Origin of the sequence: Vibrio sp. 1641 (genome assembly GCF_033339995.1) — a bacterium.
In the GTDB taxonomy this organism is placed as follows: Bacteria; Pseudomonadota; Gammaproteobacteria; order Enterobacterales; family Vibrionaceae; genus Vibrio; species Vibrio alginolyticus.
Genome location: NZ_JAWOVP010000001.1, coordinates 700,465 through 723,490, shown reverse-complemented (window position 1 = coordinate 723,490; position 23,026 = coordinate 700,465). Strand labels below are relative to the sequence as shown.

Here is a 23,026-nt window from a genome sequence, read left to right as displayed (position 1 = left end):
GACTGTGTAATTTACTTTGCGCCACGACGCGCTTTCAGGCGCTTCACCATAGCAAGACGACGCTCTGCCGACCCTTGGTCTGTTGCCGACTGGTTCGGATTATTACGACGACCTTGACGATTCTTGAATGCTGGTTTTGAGTGCAGCTTTTCAATGTAAGATTCACGCTGTTTTGGTTCATAGCCAGCAAGCTCAATACGGCGAATTCGCTGCTGGATTAGATTTTCAACCTGAACAACCGTGAGTTCTTCATCTCGATTTACAAATGAAACGGCATGACCTTGTTTACCTGCACGGCCTGTACGACCAATTCGGTGAACGTAATCTTCCGCTAGGAAAGGCATGTCATAGTTCACAACGTGAGGTAAATCTTCAATATCTAGACCTCGAGCAGCGACATCGGTAGCCACCATGACACGTGCTTTACCGGACTTAAACTCTTCTAGCGCACGACGACGAGCGCTTTGAGCACGGTCACCATGACAAACCACCGCTTTGATACCATCAAGTTTCAGCTCTTTTACAACGTCGTTTGCGGTCTCTTTGTAGTTCACAAATACCAACACTTGTTTCCAGTTCTTACGACCAATCAGCTCCGAAAGCAGTTCCGTTTTTCGCTCTTGATCAACTGGATATAACACGTGAGCAACTGTCTGTGCTGTCGTATTCGCTCGCTCAACTTCAATACGCTTAGGCTTACGCAGGATATCTTTTGCTAACAGATTTAGTTGGCTCGAAGTCGTTGCCGAAAACATCATGATTTGTGGGTCTGTATCCACATCCAGCATGATCTTACGAACTGCATGAATAAAGCCCATATCCAAGATACGGTCTGCTTCATCAAACACTAAAAACTCTAAGTGTGCGACCGAGACATTACCTTGTTCAATGTGCTCTTCCAATCGACCAGGTGTAGCCACTAGGATATCTACACCGTTTTCTAATGCCGTTACTTGAGAAGACATTTTACGGCCACCGAAAATCGCAGCCACCGACAGGTTCGTGTACTTCGTGTAAGCTTTGATGTTGTCAGCAATTTGTTCAGCAAGCTCACGAGTTGGAGCCAAGATAAGTGCACGAGCAGTCTTACGAGAAGCGCTACGGTTACTGTCTAACAACTGCTGAATCATAGGCAGAGAAAACGCAGCCGTTTTACCAGTACCTGTTTGTGCTGTAGCGAAAATATCATGGCCTTTGCGAGCCATTGGAATCGCCTTCTGTTGAATTGGCGTTAACTTTTCATAACCGCATTCTGCCAGTGCTTTAACCACTTCTGGCGCAAAACCTTGAGATGAAAATGACATTGAGCGTATTCCTTAAACAAACCACTAAAAATAGCTTTAAAAATTTAGCCGTGCACTATACCCGAATTTGAGTGATTTATCTCACTTTTCTCATTGAAATCCTACAAAAGAAAAAACGGTGAGCACAGATATATCAGTGGTTCACCGTTTTCGTTTAACCTTTGCGCAATTTAATGTTTGATGCCAGATAACTGAAGGAGAATTCGCTCAAGCTCATCCCATGGCAACAGCTGAGAATCTATCACTTCTAATCGTGATTCAAAGCCTTCTAAGCTGATTTCATTCACCGACACGACTCGGTTGGCAACATTAAACGCGTAACAACCTTGATCCGTATTGACCACTGCTTTAACACGCTCTGCGGTCAAGTCCGAAAGCATAGAGAAAAGCTTTTCAAAATCAAACTTATACTCTGCCCCAAACAACCACCCACAACTAAAATAACCCTGCCCTTTGTTCTCTTTGCGCACAAAGGCTTCACCAGGCGCCAACTGGAATTGAGGCTCTTGGTGAGCATGGTCATGATGATGTGACTCGATATGGGAAGAAGCGCTGCCGTAAACCCGTTCGATATCCAAGACTTCTATCGGTAACTCACCATCATGAATAAGCTTACTGAATACTTTTGAGGGAGATTGGTCCGTCACCCAGTCATTAAACACATCAATGTCGTGACTGGTACAAAGGTCAACCTTACTGCCTATAACCACATCTGCGCTGTCTAACTGGTCCACGAAATTTTGGTTAGAAAGATATTTTTCATCACTTAAGTTACGCGGATCAACCAGAGCGATCGTCGCTTTTAGATCAACGTAAGGTTCATACTGTTCTGAGGTAAGCGTCGCGATAACCTGTTTTGGATGACCAAGGCCTGTCGGCTCAATCAATAAACGGTCCGGTTTTTGGCGCAGTAACGCGGTAATACCGACCGACATTGGCACGCCCGCCGTACAACACATACAGCCACCCGGCACTTCTTTAATCAGCGCACCTTGGTCGGTCATCAATGCACCGTCGATGCCAATCTCACCAAATTCATTGACCAAAACCGCCCAGTTTTCGTTTTCCGGTTTGTTCTTCAGTAGATTTAAAATCGTGGTCGTTTTACCGACACCCAAAAATCCGGTCAGTATGTTGGTTGGTACTCGATTTGACATGCTTATCTCCGACACGTTAGTGCATTAATGCTCCAGCAAAGTATACGGAGAATGTGACTCGCTTCAACGCTTTTTATCGCGCTCATCAAGCTCATTGCGTGATGCGTGGGTATACATTTTTTGAGAATGATCAGAGTGACTTATCAACTCTGAACGCTTCATATCAGAAAGATACATACTGGTGTAAATGACGCAGGCAAAAAACGCGATAATAGCGACTACAATGGGAAGAACTCCGAGTGTGTTTTCGAATTTAAGCGCAGCGATAGCCAATGCGAAAACAACGACAGAGATAAGTGCGATAGACTTACTTTTGTTGCTTTTCATGATAACTCGCCTTTCGTAAGGGTAGCCCCTAATACCTCCTGTATTAGGGGAGTGCCAGTTTGAACAACATCCAACCTGACTATTCAATGCTACTCCTTTCGCTACTTGTGAAATTTGACAAAGCTAACATTTATTACAACATCAAACGATGAACTTATTACTAGCTTTCAGACACTTAGTGGACTGTAAAGCACTTACTAGCAAATCGACCCGCCGCTGACCAATATGTCGTTTTCATTGGCAATACAAACTTGCGCCACCAGCCTTAGCCCTTCGACTATCATCTCCAGAGACATGGAAGGCTGACTGCCATCTACTGCTTGTTCTGGCAATAATGGGATATGAACAAACCCATGACGAATAGGTTTGTCTTTTAGATAATGTTGGATCCCATAAAAAAGGTGATTACATACAAATGTTCCGGCACTGTTGGAAATCTGGCTAGGTATCCCCTGCTTTTGCAGCGTTTGAACAATACGCTTTATCGGCAGTGTCGAGAAGTAAGCATCAGGACCATCAGCCACCACGGGTTCATCAATCGGTTGATAACCAACGTTATCTGGAATACGAAAATCATCGACATTAATTGCGACACGTTCTGGGGTTATCGCGCTACGCCCGGCCGCTTGCCCTACAGTAATTACACAGTCTGGCTGGTGCGCTTCTATTGCTTCAATAACGACTTTCACCGAGTCATATCGAACTACGGGGACTGGGCAAGTAACTATCACACCGCCTTTTATGGCCGCAGCCTCTAATTGCTTGACCGCTTCTAAGGCGGGGTTAATGGCGTCACCACCAAAAGGTTCAAAACCGGTAATCAGGACTTTCTTCATAACAGCCTTTAGGAAAAGAGTTTTACAAATTATTGCACTCCCCTTCACCCCATCCAATAGCAAAAGTATTGATGAGATAAACCAGACAACATTATGTGACTCATGTCTAACCAGAGAGTGTTTTCTGCCCCATTGAATCTAGGCAAGTTCCGGACTATCGAGACTAACTATCGATGATTAGTGGCAGGGCAAGGTTCTCTCATTACATGACGCACGTAGAAGCTTGGTTTCCACGCTTAACTTAGGTAGAGTACGCGACCGCAATGCAATTCGAAGAGATTGAATACAATGAATATTGATAACCATGTAATCGAAACGATTGAAGAGTTGGAGGCATTTCTGCATTTAGTAGAAAGCGGCGCTCTAGGCCTTGAAGGTGTCACTGGCGTTGCGCTAGCCACCTCTAATACCGATGGCCGTCCATTTGTTGCCGTATTAGGAGAAAAGCACCAATTGCTCCTTGGCCGCTGGGTTTCGCAGCACGTATATGACAATGGTAAAGACATCGTTCGTAACGGCCCAACCAGAAAACACTAAGCGCTCGACGCCACCTATAACATCACGCCGTCTTATACACCAAGCGTATGCTTTGAAAGCAATGCGCTTGGTGTACTCAAAAAATAAAAAAGAAAAGGCTAGCCTTTATTAATTTTGTCGGTATACTGCACATCAGCTCTTACGGAAAGAGCTATTAATGTAATTAAAGATCAAAGTTTCTCTCAGTTCCACATCGAATTCCTCGTTTACGTTCCTGCGACAAAATAGTTATCTCTAAAATCATATAGTAGCACTTGATATTAGCTAAAAATTCAATATTTAAAACAATCAAATATAGAGGTATCTATGTCTAATAAATTAACTGGTTCAGTAAAATGGTTCAACGAAACTAAAGGTTTTGGTTTTATTTCTCAAGACAATGGCGGTGATGACGTATTCGTTCACTTCCGTTCTATTGTTTCTGAAGGCTTCAAAACTCTTACTGAAGGCCAAAAAGTATCGTTCGTTGTTGAACAAGGTAACAAAGGTTTACAAGCAGCTGAAGTAACTGCACTGTAATTCTTTGTGTGGCATCAATGTTGTTGGTGCCACAATCCCCTTCCACTTATTACTGCCCTTACTATTCTCTATCAAAGTTTATATACCCAAATCACTTACTTCTCCCACACCATCATTAATCACTTTCAATAAAGTCACTTTGGTATACATCTTTAGGTAATCACACAACCTACCTTGCAATTCCAGTTTGGAACTAAATTAATCTCATTCATATCTGAATCACTTCGCTTCATGCTTTGCTCATAAAAATAAAGTTTATAAAATAAAAGCGATTGGCGAATATAAGAGAAAAAATGAAATTAAATATATCTGCTCAATAAATAAATTCTAATAATTACGAGCACATTATCCCTAGCTGATAGATTGAGTTTGCACTGAAATGCCATTACATGAAGCCATTTATCGAACAACACTTCATAGGGACAGCATCTGGATTCACACACTTCGGAGCATTTGTTGAGTTAGAGGAAAACCGAATCGAAGGTCTCATTCCTTTATCAACTTTCCAAAATGGTGAGTTCGAATTTGATGCAGTCAAACAAAAAATTTCCATCCAGAGCGCCACGTTTACTTTAGGGACCAAAGTGCACGTGTTGGTTAAAGACACCGATTCGAAACAAAGAAAGATCATGTTCAACTTAAAAGATGCGGAACACGCGGTAGGTTAGCCTGTTTTAGGTTACTTTCTAATCCATTAATCAAAAATAAAAAATAAGCTTTTAATACCGCAATTAACTTGTGACATTTCGCTGACATCGACTCATTCTAAAACCCTAATATCTGACAAAGGAAACGAATCTAATTTTTGTTTCCAGACACCATCGCAGAGTGTATTTCCAGCACTCTGTTTGCCTCGAGAGGTTCTTATGACAGCCTAGGATCTCTCGAGGCTTTTTTGCACCTATTCAAACCACCTGATTCTACATCACAACTATTATCCCCTACACAAGCTGTACTTTTTAACTAGTGCACTAGATCGCGAACTCTGATTTAAGCAACTGATCACACAACCACTTCTAAATTTTGGGTATAAAAGTATCAATACTTTCGTTAACTAGGATGTAAATAATGAAAAACTCGTTTGATCTCACTATGCCCAACGAAGAAGGATACTTTGGTGAATACGGTGGTAGCTTTGTTCCACCTGAGCTTGAACAAATCATGCATGACATCAACGCAGCTTATGAGGAATGCAGCAAAGATCCTGAATTTAAAGCGGAACTCGCTCGCCTGTATAAGCACTTTGTTGGACGACCTAGCCCAATCTTCCATGCGGAAAACTTGTCTAAAAAATACGGAGTAGACATCTACCTAAAGCGCGAAGACTTAAACCATACAGGCGCACATAAAATTAACCACTGCTTAGGGGAAGCCATTCTCGCTAAAAAGATGGGTAAGAAGAAACTGATTGCTGAAACTGGCGCAGGGCAACACGGTGTTGCGCTTGCTACAGCCGCGGCATTGGTTGGCTTGAAATGCGATATTTACATGGGTGAAGTTGATATCGCCAAAGAACATCCGAATGTCGTCCGCATGAGAATCCTTGGTGCTAATGTCATTCCTGCCACTCATGGGCGCAAAACCCTCAAAGAAGCGGTAGATTCTGCATTCGAAGCTTATCTGAAAGATCCTGATACACAACTTTATGCGATAGGCTCTGTCGTTGGCCCTCACCCATTCCCTAAAATGGTGAGAGATTTCCAATCAATTATCGGTAACGAAGCACGAGTTCAATTCAAAGAAATGACCGGCAAGTTACCCAATAATCTCGTCGCATGCGTTGGAGGTGGTTCTAACGCGATGGGGCTATTTACTGCTTTCTTAGAGGATGAACAAGTCGCCATTCACGGCGTCGAGCCTGCGGGCCGCTCTTTGCAAAAGGTTGGCGAGCATGCTGCAACACTCACACTCGGTGAGCCAGGTATCATGCACGGATTTAAGTCTTACATGCTTAAAGATGCGCAAGGCGAACCTCAGGAAGTGTACTCTGTAGCAAGTGGCTTGGATTACCCATCGGTTGGGCCTCAGCATAGTTACTTAAAAGACATTGGCCGTGTCAATTACGGCTCAATCAGTGATGACGAAGCGATTGATGCCTTCTTTGAGCTGTCTCGTGAAGAGGGAATAATCCCTGCTATTGAATCCTCACACGCTGTCGCTTACGCAATTAAACTCGCGCAGCAAGGAGAAACCGGCTCGATTTTGATCAACTTATCAGGCCGTGGTGACAAAGACATTGATTTTGTCGTTGAACACTACGGCGCAAAATACGGCATTGAATCACTCATATAGCCTAACTCCGTAGCCTAACCCTACATGCAAAAAGCTACCTGGTACTAGGTAGCTTTTTGTTTTTGTCTACTATTTTAAGAAGCAAGTCCCTTTACTCACTGCTCTCACTATACCTTTAGAGCATAATTCGATTAACCGATAAGAGCTGGAATGCCTGGAAGCTGACCAACAATAGCAAGGGAGCCTGCACAAACGATAAACGCAGTGCCAGGAATCAGATATTTATCTTTGCGCGATAGTTCGTTAGCACGCTCATGGTCGCCGATAAGCCCGAGGTTATCCAACAGCATAGTGATTGCCCAACCGAAGACTGGATTAACGAATGCACAGGCAAAAATACAGATACCTGCACTGAGTGAATCTTTATGCTTATGGATCATCTGCATACCCGCTTCAAGAAGTGGTAAGAATACACCCACAATCAAAGCAACGCGCAGAACAGGTTCCCACATTGCTAGATCCATTGGGTAGCCAATTACCGCTGCCGCAATACACATGAAACCCGTTAACAGTGCGCCACCTGGAATAGGACGTTTGGCAATTGCGGCTGGAATCATGTACGTACCCCAAGAAGAGGCTAAATTACCGCCACCTAATAGTGAACCAACCCCCTGACGAACAGACGCTCCGACCATCGTGTCGTCGACATCCATGAGTACGCCTTTCGCTTCTTTTGGGTAGTTAAGTTCTTGAAACACACGGTGGCCGAGATAATCAGGGGACCACATAGCGACTGCCAATAGAGCAAATGGAGTCACGGCAATAAAGTGCTCTAGGGTTGGCCAGCCTAGCTGCCAGCCTGTATCTTCCCCCCACCAGTAGAATGGACTGAAATTAGGTAGGCCCGGCTCTGTGGTAAAAGCGAACTCAGCGCCCATCAAATAAGCAACAATACCCGCGAGTGCAGAGCACAATGGGATAGCGAGCCAACGTTTATTGATCTTGGCTAAGTAAGCGTAAACCATAACGGTTAGGCCTATGACCACAAACGAAATGTAACCTTGGTCCGTACTTGCAGCCCACGCTTCCGTCTTATTAATTTGCCCGAGCAACCCAACAGCACCAAGGTAGATCAACAACCCTCCTCGAACCCCGATACCAGTCAGAGTCATGAGTTTAGAGCCACCTTTGGTTAAAGCGAGAATTAAACCAAAAACACATACCATCAAACCTAACGCGAGAGGGTGTCCTCCTGCAGCTGCAATCATAGGAATCAGCGGTATCATTGGGCCATGGGTGCCCGCTAAGTTTGCATTCGGGTTTAGGATGGCAGAAAACAGAATGACGAACAGGGCTCCAGCGATAAGTAATTCGTAACGCACGTTTTCTGCAATGAATTCCGGAGATAAACCAAACTGAGCAGCAAAAGCGGAAACCATGGCAGTGACCATCACCACCTTACCAATAGTTGCTGCTAATGCAGGTACCCAGTCTTCGATTTCAATACTGTAATCACGTGAGGGCAAATGAATTCCCCAGCGACGGAAGCTCATGACGGTTAAATCATGATTTAGAAAGTCTTCTCGGTTTTCAAATTCATGCGGTTTTTTGCGCACATCCCTGTAAAAAGTCTTACTTTTGTCAGACATTGAGTCATCCTTTTATGTTTCAACGTTGAACTACGTCAACTAGAGTTTCGCTTGGTAGACAGACCTTCGACCAATACGAGACAACACCCACATCAAACTTCTAGGCCATACTAAGAAAGCGGCATGAACCAATTTTGATTTTGAGCTTATTAAGCATGTGTTGCTATGGGTAGGAATATTAGACATTAGTAAAAGAACAACAAAAATCTCACTTATTACACAATAATTTAACATCGAGCTGGAACGCTTGAACTTTTAAGAGTCATTTTTGAGCAGAGAGCCAAGTAGAGCGGCCAATTCCGATTTATACTTTCAAGGTAGAGAGCACTGTGCTCGCATCCATCGCAAAGTAACTATAGATATCTCTACATTGTATACTTTGTTAAACTCCGCCCTTTAATGAGTAAGGCCCTTAAAAATGATGACTGACGAAGAGAGAATCGAGCTGCAACAGAACAATCCACTGCACGGATTAAAGCTAGAGACTATGTTGCAAGAGTTAGTGGATTTTTACGGCTGGGACATTCTAGATACAGCAATGCGTTTTAATTGCTTTAACACTAAGCCTTCGATTGCAAGTAGCGTGAAGTATTTAAAGAAAACCGAATGGGCGAGAGAAAAATTAGAAAACTTTTACCTTTATCGCTTTAAGCGTATGCCACGCGCGAGCGAAGAAGAATACAACTTACCACCAAGAGCTCGTACCTTCCCTCATGGCCTTGAACCTAAAGAGCCAATGCCGCTAACCGTTGACTCTATTCTTAAGTCACAAGCTAAAGCAGCGTCTGCATTTAAAAAGCGTTCACCTCGCGGACGCCCTGCTCGTCGCCAATAACACTATCTTGAAAAGCAATAGAGCCCTACTGGTAGCTCCAGCAGGGCTCTATTGTTCTTTAAAGGAATGGATAGAAGCGAAGACTCAAGCTAGTGAGCATTCCCTTTCTCCAGCAACTCCCGTAAGTAAACTCACATGTAGTTTACGTTTTCTATTGATTACGCTTTTTCTTCTTTTTACCCGTACCTGCTGGCTTCGCTCGCGGCTTCATTGGTAAAAAGTAGGCTTCACTCTGATCGTCTTCCACTTCAAAACCGACTACGTGCTCGCGTTCAAGTTGGAACTTATTTTTCTTTTCTATCACTTTGAAATGGTGGTAGTCGTCGTAATCGATAAGAGATAATCCTAAACCTACTTCACCAGCACGACCACTACGACCGATTCGATGCATATAATCAGCAGGGCTACGCGGAAGATCGAAGTTAATCACCACTGGAAGTTTTTCAATATCAAGGCCGCGTGCTGCGATATCGGTGGCAATAAGAACTTGAATCTCGCCAGACTTAAAACCGTCAAGGACACGAGTACGAGCGCCCTGCCCTTTATCACCATGGAAAACTTCAGCGGTAATACCGCGTTTTGACAGCTTTTGAGCTAAATGGTTACAGGCATTCTTAGCATTCACAAAAATCAAAGTCTGTCGCCACTGATGCTGTTTGATTAAGTGCGCGAGTACCGCCGTCTTCTCACCTTTATTTACACTAAACACGCGCTGCACCAAAGTGCTGGCTTCTGCGCTCTGCAACTGAACTTCAACAGGGTCGCGGAGCAACTGCTGAGCCAGCGTCGTGACTTTATCAGGGAAAGTAGCAGAAAATAACAGCGTCTGTTTCTTCTCTGGTAGTAACGCAAGAATCTTATTCAGTTCTTCGGTAAATCCGAGGCTCAACATTCGGTCGGCTTCGTCAAGAACAAGCGTTTTTACTTGGTCCAACTTAATCGCGTTACTGGATACCAGATCAAGTAATCGACCCGGCGTTGCAACAATGATGTCACAGCCACCACGAAGCGCCAGCATTTGTGGGTTCACCGATACACCACCAAATACGGCAACCGTTTTGATCTTATCTCTGAGATGGTATGAGTAAGATTTGACGTTATATGCCACCTGTGATGCCAACTCACGAGTTGGTACTAAAATCAGGTGGGAAACGAAGTTGCCACGGCGATTGTTTGATTCGTCTTGCTGAACAATTTTTTGCAAGATTGGCAGCGAAAAAGCAGCGGTTTTACCAGACCCCGTATTGGCACCACCAATAATATCTTTCCCTTCAAGGATATCAGGAATAGAACGGGATTGAATGGGCGTCGGTTGGCTGTATTCCAACGCTTCTAGTCGCTCGACTAATGTTGGAATCAGGCCAAGATCGGCAAATGTCGCTTGCTGTGTTTTATCTGTCATTACGATGAGTGGCTCAGTGCTAGTAAAGGCCGTGTATCTTATGCTATTTCGCGTCTGGATGTTAGAAATAATGGCCCAAACAGAAGATTGGTGAAAGAAGCACTATAGGGTTCAGGAACTTCCTTTCACTAACATGAGTTAATGGTTTCGGTAACCAATACTCTACGACCAAGATGGTAGAGCTCACGACAAGCAAAGGGAAAAGGAGCCAGGCACTCTGACTCCTGTAAAGCAAAACACATTGTATTTTGGGGAAAGAGATTACAAAGGCAGGCCACATCCGAATCAAAGGCTTAACCACACTATTTAAGCTCTGTGGTTTTGAGAGCTTAATATAGCTTGAGAAAACTCCAGGTAACTAATGTCCATCGTTGTCTATTTAACTAATGTAGTGGACTCGGTTGTATAGATTACTTTCTCCCAATACCACGGTTCTTCTTAGGGCAAATTTGACTGCTATAGCCACAATCGTTACTGATGTCGTATATGGAAATACCTGTTGTCAGAAAGGTAACGCGCCAAGATGAGTAATGTTGCATATCATCCTCGTAAGCCCAATTCCTTCACGAGGTAGTAATGGAAAAAATTAATTTATCCCGATATCTGATATGTAGCTTCGCCTTTGTGTTGCTTTATCCTACGGCAATAGATCTCTACTTGGTTGCTTTACCACAAATCGCCCATGACCTGTCTGCCAGCGAATCACAACTTCATATTGCTTTTTCTATTTACCTCGCTGGTCTAGCATCGACTATGGTTTTTGTTGGGCGAACTGCTGATTGTTTAGGACGCAAACCTGTTGCCATTTGCGGTGCAGTGATTTTTACCCTTGCATCAATGTTCGCGGGCTCTGCTGAGACCAGTAATAGCTTCCTAATAATGCGCTTTTTCCAAGGCGTAGGTGCCGCATGTTGCTATGTAGTGGCCTTTGCCATTTTGCGTGACACTCTAGGGGACCCAGAGCGAGCTAAGGTTCTATCGATGCTCAATGGAATTATCTGCTCTATCCCAGTACTTGCCCCCGTGATCGGCAATCTGATTATGATCAAGTTTCCGTGGCCCGTGTTATTCACTGCCATGGCGATAATGGGTGTTGTGATAGGTTTAATTGCTTGCTTTGTCTTAAAAGAAACCTTGCCTAAAACCAAGCGCACAACTTTAAATGTGAGTGAAGCTTCGGACGAATCACTATCTAACCGCTTTTTCATATCGCGCGTTATTTATACATCTTTAGGCGTCACAGCTATTCTCTCTTATGTAAATACGTCACCAATGATAATAATGGATTCAATTGGTTTTACTCGAGGCGAATATTCAACAACGATGGCACTACTCGCGATGGTAGGTATGACGACATCGTTTTCAGTTCCATTTGCTCTTTCTTGCTTCAAACAAACCACATTGATGTTCGCTGCACAAATGACCAATTTTCTGTCGGCTATCGTTATTCTCGCGGCTCACTTGAATAGCGATAGTCCGACACTTTATATGGTAGGATTCACTCTGCTCAGCATGAGTTTTCCAATGGGGTTTGGTGTGGCGATGAGCCAAGCGTTAAGCCAGTTCTCACGCAAAGCTGGACTTGCAAGCTCTATGCTTGGCATAGGTCAGGTTTCTTGGTCTGCACTTTACATTTGGTTGATGGCGACGTTAGGTGTGTCGGCCGTGATGATGTTAATGATAGCGTTGGTTGCTAGTGGCGTTATTGGACTCTCCGTAATATTATTATTTCCAAATCATAACGTTAGTGAGCCTCATGAAGAAATCTCTTGCCCGACTTGATCTTAATTTACTGCTCACTCTGCAATTGCTACTGCAAGAGCAGAGTGTTACTAAAACGGCGAAAAAACTTAATGTAACTCCCTCAACCGTGAGTAAGTCTTTAGGCAAATTGCGCGCTTGGTTTGATGACCCGCTTTTTGTTAATACGCCGCAAGGCCTAAAGCCAACAAATCTCGCGACAAACGTGCAAGTGCTTTTGTCAGACTGGATGCAGATCAGTAACCTGATTGTTTCACACCGAGGTGATGATGTTCCAAGCGGAGTTAAATTTCATCTTGGAGTAGAGTCGCCATTGTCACTCATCATGGCGGATGAACTGACCAAACGAATCCATGATTTTTATCCAGACTCAACGGTAAAGTTCCATAACTGGGATTACGACTCGTTAGACGCCATTACCAGCGGTGAAGTGGATATTGGTTTTACTGGCCGTGAAAGCCATCCTCGCTCCAAAGAGTCGTTAGAACTGCTCCCGTATTTTATTAATTTCGAAGTGCTGTTTTCGGATTTACCTATGGTGTATGTCCGCAAAGATCATCCTGCGCTCAAGCAAGAGTGGAATTTGGATACTTTCTTAAGCTATGCCCACATCAATGTAGCATGGGAGAAAAATGACAGTTGGGCATTGGATGAGATCTTGGCTGAACAGGGATATACTCGAAACGTTAGCCTAACGATGGCGAGTTTCGAGCAAGCTTTATTTGTTGCAGAAAAGCCCGACCATCAAATGTTAACCACAGCACCAAAGTATTGTCAGCGATACTGCGAACAGCTTCACCCCAACTTAATAGCGTTGCCTATCCCCATTGCCGAAGATTATCAGCACAAGCTACTGATTCCATTTACTATGATTTGGCACAAACGCAATAACAAGAACCCTAAAATCGTGTGGTTGAGGGAGACGATAAAGAGCCTGTATGGCACAAGTTGAACGATTAATTTTTTAAATACAATTTAGAACAGCCTCCCTCTTAATGCTATCAATAGCCGTAGAAGTGAAGTCTTGCCTTCCATTAGATTAAGTATTTTAAAATCTTGAACTCTATTATCCACTTCGAAATTGATTTCAGCTCATGCGGGCAGAAAGAAGCTAGAAGCACTTGCATATGTTGCGTGAGTAAATGAATGTAAACCTCAGTACATAAAAACGAACCTAATTTAGGTAAGCTCTTGGCAACTATATGCCACGACTCGAAAAGTAACGCGTGGGTGAATCGCCATAGACCCGACGAAACATCGCAATAAAGTTACTGGGCGTCGAATAACCTAAAGCATGTGCAATATCTCCCACCGATTCCCCTCGAGCTATCATTTCTAATGAATGTATTAGCAGTACTTGTTGCCGCCATTCACTAAAACTCATGTTTAACTCACTTCGAATCAATCGTCTTAACGTCCGAGATGAGACTGCCCCAATATTGGCCCAATGCTCTACAGAATGCTTGCTGTTTGGGTCTATTAAAATTGCTTGAGTAACTTTTTGCAGTCTCGGATCTCTGGGCAGTGGGATGTGGAGTGACTCATGAGGGCTATTGACGATTTCATCGGATATTACGGCGAGAATACGTAAAGACTGTATGGATAGATCGTCTGTTTTGCTCCATATCGATGCTCTAACCGATAGGGCTTTCAACACATCGCTAATTTGGATAACACAAGGTCTCATTGGAAACCGCTCACAACTCTCTGGAGTAAACAGTAATGAACGACCTTTCAGAGAACCACAAAAATAAACACTGTGCATCGCACCTGGGGGGATCCAACCAGCTCGGTGAGGTGGTAGTATCCACGTTCCTTCATCGGTTTTGACCTGAATTAGCCCTTCATCTATACACAGTAACTGGCCTCGATGATGACTGTGCCAATTATGTGGCCGTTGATCCAAATGGTTGAAGTCGCTCCTTTCATGCTGCCACTCCTTAACGATCAGTGCGGCGCCATTTTTCCATTCGCTGTAATCAGAGTTTGTCACTTTATTTACTCAATTCCATTTTGGCCATTATTCATTATTTTCTGTCCTCTTAACGTTACCATAGCAAGTTAGCGTTCGAGTAACATTTTAGCAACGATCATTTCATCGAAGGCAGAACCATCATGAACGAACCTATCTTTATTATCTATTACATTACAGCAGGCTTGGGCATTGGCTTTCTCGCTGGACTCGTTGGTGTGGGTGGTGGTGGAATGGCCGTCCCTATTTTTGCGTTTCTATTTTCACTACAGGGAATAGCTGATACGGAAGTAGTGCATCTTGCGTTAGGGACATCAATGGCTTCGATGATTATTACAACATTGGGCAGCATGCGCGCTCACTACAAAAAAGAGAATGTAGACTCGACAATGGTAGGAAAAATGTTGAGCGGAGTTCTAGTCGGAACATTTTGCGCCACATTCGTAGCATCGTATCTACAAGGCGTCTATCTGGCAGGCTTTTTCAGCGTATTCATGTTGTATGTTGCTTATAAGATGTTTCTCAACACTGAAAATGAGTACAATCCGAACCCACATGGGGCTATCGGTAATATCATTGTAGGCTCGGTGATTGGCTCTGTATCAGCACTTGTCTCTATAAGCGGTGCGGGGTTGATCATCCCCTATCTTGTCCAGCAAAATTTTGAGGTAAAACGTGCTATTGGTACCTCTGCTGCGATAGGTTTCCCTATCGCGCTGTCAGGAAGCCTCGGTTACATGTTAAACGGATGGGGAAACACAGATTGGAACAACTTAGTATTAGGATACATATACCTTCCTGCAATGCTCAGCTTCTCCATTAGTAGCTACTTAACTACTAGCCTCGGCGTGCGTTGTGCAGAGTATTTCCCAAATAAAGTTCTTAAGAAAATCGTTGGTATTTTGTGTGTTCTTCTAAGTTTCAAAATGTTGGTACAAGTACTTAATTAGAGCAAATAACACGGTCACTAGTAGGCCTTGCACTATGGTGAAAGGATAAGCCTGCAAAAACTTACTTCTCGCTTTGCTGGTCCAAGCACACAATGTGTAAGAAAGCTCCTCATTGTTGCACTCTTATGACTTTGTTAACCTGGCCAGAATTACATCCAAAATGTGCTGATGATTGTCCTTTCTGGAAACCTCGTCACGCTCCTGGCAAAGTGCTTCCTCCCCTTCTGATGCGAGAATTTTAATGCCACGCTCAGTACATTCTGCGAACGCACTAAACTGACTCGCACTAGGAATCTCTTGAAACGTCACATTGGGAAGATCAACAAGTGATTCGGCTGGTGTCAGTGCGGGATGTAGCCGATCAGAAAGCGTCACCACGGTGATAGCATTGTTCATCAAGGCCAGAGTTTCAGGGACAAAAGTTTTCGTTAGCTCAGGGTTGATAACGACGACCGATTTCAGTTTGTTTTCAGACTGAAATCGGGGGAATTTTTGATCCGGGATGCTGGTAATATCAACGTTATTTTCACGTAACCAATGACAGTCTACATTGGTGGCGTTGTGACACGATGTTCGATATTTCTCCGGGCTTATTTGCGCTCCGGAGAGCATCAGCATAGATGTGCCGCCCAGAAAAAAGCCGACCCCCTGCACTGCATCAGTATCTACGCCTCCGGACAGTATCCCGACCGAACTTAATTCGTTCAGCCCAAGCACCAAATCACTGGTTCTGAATGTGATTTCATCAACAGCCATTTCTGCATTGACTTCGTTCGGTGCAGGAGGCTTTGGTACCACAACGACATAACCTTGTTGCGCCAGGCTCGAGGCTATCCAACCACTGTGGGAAAACGCTGACCGTGTTCCGCCCTGCGACAAAAGCACAACGGGAAATTTTCCACTTGCTAAAGGGGCATCTAACTGCGTTTCGACTGATTTAAAAATGTTCCCCCTACCAAACGTGAAATTGTTTTTTTCGTTCGTTGTGGGATACCAATAATAGACTTCTACTGGCTTATCTCTGTCTTCACTGAATCCCGTTTTGATTGTTAGCGCAGAATGGTATTTCGGCTCATTCGTACTGGCGCTGGCACTGACACACAATGTAGCGAGTAGAAACGACATTATTATTTTGGTTTTCATTTTTCCCTCAGCCGGTCAACACATTATTCTGCACGGCATCTAGAAAAATAACGCGCAGGAGATTCTCCATATATTTTGCGAAACATAGCAATAAAGTTACTTGGAGTCGAGTAACCCAAAGCAAGTGCCTACTTTGAACTGCGCCAGCACTCTCTTGGACAGAAATAATTTAGAGCATTTACTTAAATTAGCAAAATGCGAATAACTTCTGGTATGGAAAATCTGTGTCCAATCTGGCAGGAGCAGTTTAGTTATTGGAAATGCAGCTTTATCGAGACGTTCTATATGTATTGGCTTAACAGAGGTGTTGCGAGCTTCAATGCAATACCAAACATGATGCATGAAATCGCAGAATCTAAAATTCTCCATGTTCTTGGCTTACTAAAAAGTGGGATCAACTTGTTAGCCAAATACACTAATCCATAAAACCAGATCCCTGATGCAATCAGTGCCCCTATAACAAACAGTAGTTTTTCATCAGGTTCCATTTGAGCAGTCACACCACCAAGGATCACCACTGTATCCAGATAGACATGTGGATTTAAAAAAGTGATAGCCATCGCCATTAAAACGACTTTTAACCAACTCTGGGCAATGTCCGAATTTTCCAACTCTAGGTGACTTGAACCATTCCATGCTGATTTTGCAGATTGGTAGCCATACCAGAAAAGAAATACTACGCCGCCAAGAGTCAAAAGGTCTTTCCATAATGGTGCTTTATAGAGCAGTGTCCCTATACCAAGTACACCAGTACTGATCAGTAGAATGTCTCCAAGAAAGCAGATAGTGGCAACGGACAGTGCGTATTGCTTTTTTAATCCGCACTTTAATAGAAACGCATTTTGGCTACCGATTGCGACAATCAAACTTCCAGAAACAACGGCACCCGTTAACAAAGTATTTATCACATCAAACCTCAATGGATTTTGAAGCAAACACCAACGATTGCTCTATCACTGAATCAGGCATGATCACTTGCAAGTGTTTAATCATTTCTTGCCCCGCCTCCTGCAAGTGTTCTAGTGGCATTTCAGGCAAGCTTTCTAGAATAAACCACATGTTACGTGTGTCAGATTCAATTCGGGTTCTGACACCCTGCCTCCAGTTCCAACGACGACAAGTAACGCCTACTTCATCGCGCCAAATTACTTCCCCAACATCAGGGTTTTCAATTGAAGCCTCACCATTTTTCATGGTGTCAAAGGATTCAGAGCCATCTGCGATAGTGAGTGTTGGCGTTCCTTGATAACTGTCCATATCTTCACCACCTACGGGTATGGCGTATCGAATACTGATGGCATTATAAATATCCACAATAGGGTCAATGCTCTGCATTCCTCCATCTTTCAATACTCGTTTTCGCAGTGCAGCAGCCGAGCAAGGGGTTCGATTTGGTTTAGCGCCAAATTGACGAAAAACGTCTCCCCACGCATTGATGTGTGATTCTGCCCATGGATAGTCGTTCTCAATGACGGAAGTACATGCTTCTTGCAGAACCCGTTTTGCATACTCTTGGCTCTGAACTTCCGTTCCTTTAACGGATATGCTCAATGCTTTGAACTCTGGTGCAATCTGGGAAATTCGAGCATCGATTGACGGCACTATAACAACCATTAGATAATTCCTTCAGTGATTCATTTTCATGCAAGATACATTACAATGACCAAAAAAGTCAATATATCGACCGATAGTGGCACTGATGCTGATTTCATTAATCAAGCGGTAGCCGCAAGGATCAAGGAACATCGAAAAAGGCTCAAGTTGTCACTGGATGCCCTGTCAAAAAGAGCAGGGATAAGTAAAGGCATGTTAGTAGAAGTAGAGAAAGGGGCAGCTAACCCTAGCATTTCGACGTTGTGTAAACTGTCTGCTGCCCTTGGGATTTCGGTTGCCGATATTGTGAATGTTGCGAGTAATCCAACAGTCAACATCATTGATAAAGAGGACATTCCAACGCTTTGGACTGGCGAGCACGGTGGTAGCGCAAAACTTCTGGCGGGAACAAGCGGCCCAGATATGATTGAGTTGTGGCGCTGGAATATGAAACCATCAGAAGTTTTTGAATCAGCAGGTCATCCACAAGGCACGTTTGAACTTTTTCATGTTGAGTCTGGAATACTCACTTTGAATATTGATGGGAAAGCCATAGAACTGCATGAAGGTCAGTCCGCTATAGCTAAAACGGATGTCCCTCACAGCTACTCAAACCAAGCAGATTCGGATTTAGTTTTCACTATGAGCGTTGCTGAGTTACATCGATAAGCCCACTCATTTAGAGGCGAGTTCAAATAAGATTTATTAAGGCAAAGCCATACTCACAATAGATGGATTAGTACTAGCCCCAAGTAACAATGGGGCACTTTTGCGTTGGAAAGTACTCAACATGAAGGTTCTCGACAAAGATGAATCAACTCGATGCTGCCCAAAAGACCTCTAAGCGAGTTTCAGATTTCAAGTAACTTTTGAGACTTTGAGCACAACTTCGAGCACTTTATGTATATCGGTGTGTTCAATCCTAATAGAGCATTGAATAGTTAGATATTGAGCAATCCATGTGAACTATGAAACTTAAGTTAACCGTTTGATTTGCTCTCTTACGATATCTAAAGCTGATTGCAATTGTAATCGGCTTAATGGACCTGCAAGTGATATCCTCACTGCTGCCGGCACTTCATACCGACCCACAGCAAACATTTCCGCTTCCCTCACTCTGACACCATGTTTCAACAACGACTGGTTAAAGTGATACCCTGTTAATGGCTCAGGCAAAGGTAGCCACACATTGTAACCAGGAACACCAATCTGGATTTCGGGAAATACTGCCTTCCAGATCCGATGACGTGCACTGAGTTCCATCGCTATCTCTTTGTCCACGGCTTGCATAGCTCCGCTAGTTAACCAACGACAAACAAGGTCGATTATCAAAGGGCTAACATACATACAACTGGCTCGTAGCGCACGTTGCAGTAAATCTTTGAACGACAAAGGCAGAATGATGAAACCCAGCCGCAATCCACCTGCAAAGTACTTAGAAAAACTGCCCACGTATAAGGTAATATCTGGAGCGATAGCAACTAAGGGACTCTTTCGATGAGACGGTGGGCAGTAGAGAACATCGTCCTCAATAATCAACACATTGTAACGACGACATATCTCTATGATTTTTAGTCTTCGGCTATCCGTTAACTGAGCTCCGGTCGGGTTCTGTATTCCCGGCGTAAGATAAAGCAGTTTTGGGCGATGCCTCTTACAGTGCAAAGCCAGATCTTCTGGATCTAATCCATGTTCATCGACTTTTACTGGCACTAGCTTTCGTTCGGATTGCTGACATGCATAGATGAACTCTGGATAACACAGCCCTTCAGCAAGAATTGTATCTTTAGGGCGGCTTAGAGATTGAATAATCAACGATATCCCGTGTTGCCCTCCATGAGTCCACACTAGACGCCGTGCATCAATATCGATATTGAATTTGGTCATCAGCCATTGTCGAAGAGTCTCGTTATGACCCCGAATGCCATCAGCGGAGTAGTAATCCAGCACGGCTGCCTGCGCAATTTCCTCGTGTGATAGCTCTTTCAACGCATTCGCAAGAAATTTCGGTTGCGATAATAGCAAAGGTCGGCAACGTGCCAGATCAATGCCTTTTTCTTCCAATACCGGATGATAAAAGTGGTTCAGTTCAGTTTCTCTGTTACGTACATAAGTACCGCTTCCTACTTTTGGTTCCGTTAAGCCCCTCCGCTCTAGCTCCCTATATGCCCTCGTCACCGTTCCAACCGTCACACCTAAGCGATAAGATAAAATACGCTGAGGAGGTAATTTAGTGTCTGGTTCGAGTTCACCACTCTCTATCACCTCTGCAATCGCTTCAGCCAGTGCCATAAACTTAGGTCCGGAACGACCCGATATATCAGGGACTAACATTGTCTCTCTCCGAAGGGGTACAATTAACTCTTGTATTCAGGATAAATAAGGCCTGACGAAAATGAAATCAAAGAATTGTCACCATGACGCATTAACTGTAGGTCTCTCTCACTTCATCCCTTTATTCTTGGCTTATCAGCACTAATTTGAGAAGAAAAGAAATGACAACATTATGGGACCTAACTCCAGCGATGAGTTTATTTGCGTTTGTCACCGCCATAACACCCGGCCCAAATAACTTATTGCTCGCCAACTCAGGGGCACAATTTGGTATAAGGAAATCATGGCGACACCTAATTGGTATCCGTATTGGCGTAATAGGGTTAATTCTGCTTTGTGCATGTGGTGTCGGTGTTGCCCTACAAACTCATCCAAGTTGGTATCTCGCTATAAAATACATCGGTCTGGTTTACATGTTCTGGCTGATGATTAAGCTGCTATGTACCAACCTTTTCGCAGGCAAACCCACTAAAAGCAAACCAATCAACGTAACTCAGGCTACGTTGTTTCAACTGGGTAATATGAAGGCTTGGATGGCATCACTTGCTTTGGTCACAAGTTATAGTCTCCCTTCTAACTATTGGTTCTCTGTTACATTGATTACTTTCGTGTTTACGACATTCGGACTGTTTGCAAATATTACTTGGGTCTGGGTTGGTAAAAAAATTCGTATTTATCTCAATACCGTATTAAGACAGCGCGTGTTCAACATCAGCCTAGCGACGATAACATTCATATCATTGTTACCAGTTTTGGGGCACTCTGCCTGAATGGCAAAGAGAAGAGTTTTGTATGTATAAAATTGCCAATTATCTAAATTCGCATTTCGAGGCGTAACACACTTTGGGACAAAAAAGAGTCAGCCTAACGGTCTGGCTCTTTTGAATGAAAAAATAGTCTGGTGGGAGAACTTGTAAGGCTGTGGCAGGTTAGACTCACTTACTCCTTAGGCAGGTGACCAGTTTCCTTCGCTAGCTTTTGCATCGCCTCGGCAAACGTTGTTGTCCCGCCTTTAGCTTTAACCTGTGTTACCTTATATCCCAACTTTTCCAACGCTTGGCGCTCTGCCAAAACAGCTTTGTCATCTTGCTGGCTACCTTGAGCTGGCTGATGAATGTAACATCCCTCTAGTTTACCATCTTCGACCAATTGGTGGTGTTTCAGTGCATCGATATCAAAATTCATAATAAGTCTTTTCATTAAGAGTGGGAGTTTCTGTGGCTAATTACATGCGCTTCAAAGGCTTCACGACACTATCTAAGCCTTCAATTTTGAGCGCTAAACATAGCTTGAGCAAATCCCCTAGCTCGCCGCTTGGCCAGCCCTTTTTATCAAACCACAGTAAGTATTCTTCAGGCAGGTCGATCAACACTCGCCCTGCATATTTCCCAAATGGCATTTGCATTCTAGCGAGTTTAATGAGGTTTTCTTTTTCTAACATAAGTGACAGAGAGTTAAGGTAACTCGTCCAAGGGTAACACTGGTTCTCCCTCCTCACCAGCAAATCGCAGTCACGTTTATTTTTGGCGGCCTTGACTCGCTTTATGCTAGAGTACGCGGCATAAAAAATGAGAACGAGAAAGCAATGAAGTCACCTTGTCGAGCAGCATGTAAAAATAACGCCGGAATATGCTCTGGTTGTCACCGAACGATGGATGAAATCATCCAATGGAAAGACAAAACCGATCTCCAACGAGATGCGATTATCGAACAAATCGCAGGAGAAGATTCAACACACAGTTGTCCTGAATGCGGGACTCAAGCCCATTGTGATATCGCCGCAGGCAAAGAGACATGCTGGTGCTTTACTATTGAAACCCGTGATTTACCCAAGCCAAGCGCCAACCAGCTGTGTTTGTGCCGAAAATGTCTAGAAAAAAAGCCAGTCGCGTAATACGACTGGCTTACTGATCATCGTTTTCTGACTGGTGTTTATTTAGCGGTTAAAGCGGACGCTTCAAACTTAATGCCTTCCCACCCTGTCACCATAAAATTACGAATATTCTGGTGATCGCTGTTCTCTGGATGCTGCAATACATCTTCACGATAAAAACGGCCAAAGCAGGCTAGCGTCGCTTCTTTGTCTAGGTTGTTTAGCAAACCGAAAGCGAAGATCTTACACGAACCGTTGTTCTCGCCTGCATTGTTTTGTGTCTCACCATTTACAAAAGCGGTTGGCTCAAACGTATAGTTATCTTCGATCACCGCCATCGTTGCTTCAAATTCGACCTGCTCTGGTGACGCTGCCAATAAATCTAAAAACGATTTTAATTCCATTATTCCTCTATCCCTACCTCATCATATTGATGACACATTAGTTTCATAAAAAGCCAATATAAGAGTCATCAATCATACATATATTCAGAGCCTTACCAAATCACACGTCATTCAGCGCTCTATCATTCCAGTTGCGGAAATGGACAGCAGCATAAAACCCATGCTGATTGACAACCTATCGGATTGATAAGGAGATAT

Annotated in this window: 24 protein-coding genes and 1 pseudogene; 11 read left to right on the top strand and 14 right to left on the bottom strand. The window is 43.7% G+C overall.

Features of this window, described 5'->3' with window-relative positions; all coding sequences use genetic code 11:
- Positions 1-11: 11 nt before the first annotated feature.
- The 4 genes from R7Z47_RS03210 to pcp form a co-directional block, all read right to left on the bottom strand.
- Positions 12-1,304, bottom strand: coding sequence for a DEAD/DEAH box helicase (locus R7Z47_RS03210; protein ID WP_025768979.1), 1,293 nt, complete (start codon positions 1,302-1,304; stop codon positions 12-14).
- Positions 1,305-1,474: 170 nt separating this feature from the next.
- Positions 1,475-2,461 carry a CobW family GTP-binding protein gene (locus R7Z47_RS03205; RefSeq protein ID WP_213885984.1) on the bottom strand — a complete coding sequence of 329 codons (987 nt, stop codon included), beginning with the start codon at positions 2,459-2,461 and terminating at the stop codon, positions 1,475-1,477.
- 63 nt (positions 2,462-2,524) lie between these two features.
- Complete coding sequence (locus R7Z47_RS03200) at positions 2,525-2,788, bottom strand: hypothetical protein (protein ID WP_017635759.1); 264 nt, start codon at positions 2,786-2,788, stop codon at positions 2,525-2,527.
- A 197-nt stretch (positions 2,789-2,985) separates the two neighbouring features.
- Positions 2,986-3,624 carry a pyroglutamyl-peptidase I gene (gene pcp / locus R7Z47_RS03195; RefSeq protein WP_025998708.1) on the bottom strand — a complete coding sequence of 213 codons (639 nt, stop codon included), beginning with the start codon at positions 3,622-3,624 and terminating at the stop codon, positions 2,986-2,988.
- Positions 3,625-3,912: 288 nt separating this feature from the next.
- On the opposite strand from pcp, the gene R7Z47_RS03190 reads away from it, so the two are divergent.
- From R7Z47_RS03190 to trpB, 4 genes and pseudogenes are all read left to right on the top strand, one after another.
- The gene (locus tag R7Z47_RS03190; protein ID WP_005375646.1) at positions 3,913-4,161 is read left to right on the top strand and encodes a hypothetical protein; all 249 of its coding nucleotides are present in this window, start codon (positions 3,913-3,915) and stop codon (positions 4,159-4,161) included.
- Positions 4,162-4,467: 306 nt separating this feature from the next.
- The gene (locus tag R7Z47_RS03185) at positions 4,468-4,680 is read left to right on the top strand and encodes a cold-shock protein (protein ID WP_005375644.1); all 213 of its coding nucleotides are present in this window, start codon (positions 4,468-4,470) and stop codon (positions 4,678-4,680) included.
- A 362-nt stretch (positions 4,681-5,042) separates the two neighbouring features.
- Positions 5,043-5,348, top strand: a pseudogene (locus tag R7Z47_RS03180) (S1 RNA-binding domain-containing protein); the annotation flags it as partial.
- A gap of 400 nt (positions 5,349-5,748) precedes the next feature.
- A complete protein-coding gene (trpB, locus tag R7Z47_RS03175; protein ID WP_213972827.1) occupies positions 5,749-6,972 on the top strand; it encodes a tryptophan synthase subunit beta in 1,224 nt (407 codons plus the stop codon).
- Positions 6,973-7,103: 131 nt separating this feature from the next.
- Here the strand turns inward: trpB and R7Z47_RS03170 are convergent, their stop codons facing one another.
- Positions 7,104-8,561: a DUF3360 domain-containing protein gene (locus R7Z47_RS03170; protein ID WP_005375642.1), complete on the bottom strand. Its 1,458-nt coding sequence runs from the start codon at positions 8,559-8,561 to the stop codon at positions 7,104-7,106.
- A gap of 418 nt (positions 8,562-8,979) precedes the next feature.
- Here R7Z47_RS03170 and R7Z47_RS03165 point away from each other — a divergent pair, with 418 nt between their 5' ends.
- Complete coding sequence (locus tag R7Z47_RS03165; protein ID WP_005375544.1) at positions 8,980-9,396, top strand: VF530 family DNA-binding protein; 417 nt, start codon at positions 8,980-8,982, stop codon at positions 9,394-9,396.
- Between the two features lie 151 nt (positions 9,397-9,547).
- On the opposite strand, the gene R7Z47_RS03160 is transcribed toward R7Z47_RS03165, so the two are convergent.
- Positions 9,548-10,798, bottom strand: coding sequence for a DEAD/DEAH box helicase (locus R7Z47_RS03160; protein ID WP_213903698.1), 1,251 nt, complete (start codon positions 10,796-10,798; stop codon positions 9,548-9,550).
- Between the two features lie 576 nt (positions 10,799-11,374).
- On the opposite strand from R7Z47_RS03160, the gene R7Z47_RS03155 reads away from it, so the two are divergent.
- A complete protein-coding gene (locus R7Z47_RS03155; RefSeq protein WP_213962371.1) occupies positions 11,375-12,580 on the top strand; it encodes an MFS transporter in 1,206 nt (401 codons plus the stop codon).
- Positions 12,555-13,511, top strand: a complete 957-nt coding sequence (gene yidZ / locus R7Z47_RS03150; RefSeq protein WP_213962370.1) for an HTH-type transcriptional regulator YidZ — start codon at positions 12,555-12,557, stop codon at positions 13,509-13,511. The genes R7Z47_RS03155 and yidZ overlap by 26 nt, the downstream gene beginning before the upstream one ends.
- Positions 13,512-13,757: 246 nt before the next feature.
- Here the strand turns inward: yidZ and R7Z47_RS03145 are convergent, their stop codons facing one another.
- A complete protein-coding gene (locus R7Z47_RS03145; protein ID WP_213873944.1) occupies positions 13,758-14,552 on the bottom strand; it encodes an AraC family transcriptional regulator in 795 nt (264 codons plus the stop codon).
- 122 nt (positions 14,553-14,674) lie between these two features.
- Here R7Z47_RS03145 and R7Z47_RS03140 point away from each other — a divergent pair, with 122 nt between their 5' ends.
- Entirely contained in the window at positions 14,675-15,481 is an 807-nt protein-coding gene (locus R7Z47_RS03140; RefSeq protein ID WP_318129817.1) for a sulfite exporter TauE/SafE family protein, read from the top strand.
- 123 nt (positions 15,482-15,604) lie between these two features.
- Here the strand turns inward: R7Z47_RS03140 and R7Z47_RS03135 are convergent, their stop codons facing one another.
- From R7Z47_RS03135 to R7Z47_RS03125, 3 genes are all read right to left on the bottom strand, one after another.
- Positions 15,605-16,624, bottom strand: coding sequence for an alpha/beta hydrolase family protein (locus R7Z47_RS03135; protein ID WP_225496241.1), 1,020 nt, complete (start codon positions 16,622-16,624; stop codon positions 15,605-15,607).
- A gap of 281 nt (positions 16,625-16,905) precedes the next feature.
- Positions 16,906-17,532 (bottom strand): LysE/ArgO family amino acid transporter, encoded by a 627-nt coding sequence (locus R7Z47_RS03130; RefSeq protein ID WP_053350632.1) that lies wholly within the window; start codon positions 17,530-17,532, stop codon positions 16,906-16,908.
- Position 17,533: 1 nt separating this feature from the next.
- Positions 17,534-18,238: a B3/4 domain-containing protein gene (locus R7Z47_RS03125; protein ID WP_025768445.1), complete on the bottom strand. Its 705-nt coding sequence runs from the start codon at positions 18,236-18,238 to the stop codon at positions 17,534-17,536.
- 45 nt (positions 18,239-18,283) lie between these two features.
- Between R7Z47_RS03125 and R7Z47_RS03120 the strand changes: the two genes are divergently transcribed.
- Positions 18,284-18,886 carry a helix-turn-helix domain-containing protein gene (locus R7Z47_RS03120; RefSeq protein WP_025768446.1) on the top strand — a complete coding sequence of 201 codons (603 nt, stop codon included), beginning with the start codon at positions 18,284-18,286 and terminating at the stop codon, positions 18,884-18,886.
- A gap of 306 nt (positions 18,887-19,192) precedes the next feature.
- On the opposite strand, the gene R7Z47_RS03115 is transcribed toward R7Z47_RS03120, so the two are convergent.
- The gene (locus tag R7Z47_RS03115) at positions 19,193-20,551 is read right to left on the bottom strand and encodes a PLP-dependent aminotransferase family protein (protein WP_137283130.1); all 1,359 of its coding nucleotides are present in this window, start codon (positions 20,549-20,551) and stop codon (positions 19,193-19,195) included.
- A gap of 161 nt (positions 20,552-20,712) precedes the next feature.
- Between R7Z47_RS03115 and R7Z47_RS03110 the strand changes: the two genes are divergently transcribed.
- On the top strand, positions 20,713-21,321 hold the full coding sequence (locus R7Z47_RS03110; RefSeq protein ID WP_167415943.1) for a LysE family translocator: 609 nt from the start codon (positions 20,713-20,715) through the stop codon (positions 21,319-21,321).
- Between the two features lie 169 nt (positions 21,322-21,490).
- Here the strand turns inward: R7Z47_RS03110 and R7Z47_RS03105 are convergent, their stop codons facing one another.
- Together R7Z47_RS03105 and R7Z47_RS03100 are read right to left on the bottom strand one after the other, a co-directional pair.
- On the bottom strand, positions 21,491-21,736 hold the full coding sequence (locus R7Z47_RS03105) for a hypothetical protein (RefSeq protein WP_167415942.1): 246 nt from the start codon (positions 21,734-21,736) through the stop codon (positions 21,491-21,493).
- Between the two features lie 40 nt (positions 21,737-21,776).
- The gene (locus R7Z47_RS03100) at positions 21,777-21,992 is read right to left on the bottom strand and encodes a DUF3820 family protein (protein WP_005375557.1); all 216 of its coding nucleotides are present in this window, start codon (positions 21,990-21,992) and stop codon (positions 21,777-21,779) included.
- Positions 21,993-22,136: 144 nt separating this feature from the next.
- Between R7Z47_RS03100 and R7Z47_RS03095 the strand changes: the two genes are divergently transcribed.
- Positions 22,137-22,445: a cysteine-rich CWC family protein gene (locus tag R7Z47_RS03095; protein ID WP_080276966.1), complete on the top strand. Its 309-nt coding sequence runs from the start codon at positions 22,137-22,139 to the stop codon at positions 22,443-22,445.
- Between the two features lie 38 nt (positions 22,446-22,483).
- Here the strand turns inward: R7Z47_RS03095 and R7Z47_RS03090 are convergent, their stop codons facing one another.
- Positions 22,484-22,828: a HopJ type III effector protein gene (locus R7Z47_RS03090; RefSeq protein ID WP_005375560.1), complete on the bottom strand. Its 345-nt coding sequence runs from the start codon at positions 22,826-22,828 to the stop codon at positions 22,484-22,486.
- Positions 22,829-23,026 lie beyond the last annotated feature (198 nt).

Excerpts from the sequence above, each read along its gene's own strand:
- R7Z47_RS03210 (WP_025768979.1), bottom strand. The coding sequence starts at position 1,304 with ATGTCATTTTCATCTCAAGGTTTTGCGCCAGAAGTGGTTAAAGCACTG.
- R7Z47_RS03205 (WP_213885984.1), bottom strand. The coding sequence starts at position 2,461 with ATGTCAAATCGAGTACCAACCAACATACTGACCGGATTTTTGGGTGTC.
- R7Z47_RS03200 (WP_017635759.1), bottom strand. The coding sequence starts at position 2,788 with ATGAAAAGCAACAAAAGTAAGTCTATCGCACTTATCTCTGTCGTTGTT.
- pcp (WP_025998708.1), bottom strand. The coding sequence starts at position 3,624 with ATGAAGAAAGTCCTGATTACCGGTTTTGAACCTTTTGGTGGTGACGCC.
- R7Z47_RS03190 (WP_005375646.1), top strand. The coding sequence starts at position 3,913 with ATGAATATTGATAACCATGTAATCGAAACGATTGAAGAGTTGGAGGCA.
- R7Z47_RS03185 (WP_005375644.1), top strand. The coding sequence starts at position 4,468 with ATGTCTAATAAATTAACTGGTTCAGTAAAATGGTTCAACGAAACTAAA.
- trpB (WP_213972827.1), top strand. The coding sequence starts at position 5,749 with ATGAAAAACTCGTTTGATCTCACTATGCCCAACGAAGAAGGATACTTT.
- R7Z47_RS03170 (WP_005375642.1), bottom strand. The coding sequence starts at position 8,561 with ATGTCTGACAAAAGTAAGACTTTTTACAGGGATGTGCGCAAAAAACCG.
- R7Z47_RS03165 (WP_005375544.1), top strand. The coding sequence starts at position 8,980 with ATGATGACTGACGAAGAGAGAATCGAGCTGCAACAGAACAATCCACTG.
- R7Z47_RS03160 (WP_213903698.1), bottom strand. The coding sequence starts at position 10,798 with ATGACAGATAAAACACAGCAAGCGACATTTGCCGATCTTGGCCTGATT.
- R7Z47_RS03155 (WP_213962371.1), top strand. The coding sequence starts at position 11,375 with ATGGAAAAAATTAATTTATCCCGATATCTGATATGTAGCTTCGCCTTT.
- yidZ (WP_213962370.1), top strand. The coding sequence starts at position 12,555 with ATGAAGAAATCTCTTGCCCGACTTGATCTTAATTTACTGCTCACTCTG.
- R7Z47_RS03140 (WP_318129817.1), top strand. The coding sequence starts at position 14,675 with ATGAACGAACCTATCTTTATTATCTATTACATTACAGCAGGCTTGGGC.
- R7Z47_RS03135 (WP_225496241.1), bottom strand. The coding sequence starts at position 16,624 with ATGAAAACCAAAATAATAATGTCGTTTCTACTCGCTACATTGTGTGTC.
- R7Z47_RS03125 (WP_025768445.1), bottom strand. The coding sequence starts at position 18,238 with ATGGTTGTTATAGTGCCGTCAATCGATGCTCGAATTTCCCAGATTGCA.
- R7Z47_RS03120 (WP_025768446.1), top strand. The coding sequence starts at position 18,284 with ATGACCAAAAAAGTCAATATATCGACCGATAGTGGCACTGATGCTGAT.
- R7Z47_RS03115 (WP_137283130.1), bottom strand. The coding sequence starts at position 20,551 with ATGTTAGTCCCTGATATATCGGGTCGTTCCGGACCTAAGTTTATGGCA.
- R7Z47_RS03110 (WP_167415943.1), top strand. The coding sequence starts at position 20,713 with ATGACAACATTATGGGACCTAACTCCAGCGATGAGTTTATTTGCGTTT.
- R7Z47_RS03105 (WP_167415942.1), bottom strand. The coding sequence starts at position 21,736 with ATGAATTTTGATATCGATGCACTGAAACACCACCAATTGGTCGAAGAT.
- R7Z47_RS03100 (WP_005375557.1), bottom strand. The coding sequence starts at position 21,992 with ATGTTAGAAAAAGAAAACCTCATTAAACTCGCTAGAATGCAAATGCCA.
- R7Z47_RS03095 (WP_080276966.1), top strand. The coding sequence starts at position 22,137 with ATGAAGTCACCTTGTCGAGCAGCATGTAAAAATAACGCCGGAATATGC.
- R7Z47_RS03090 (WP_005375560.1), bottom strand. The coding sequence starts at position 22,828 with ATGGAATTAAAATCGTTTTTAGATTTATTGGCAGCGTCACCAGAGCAG.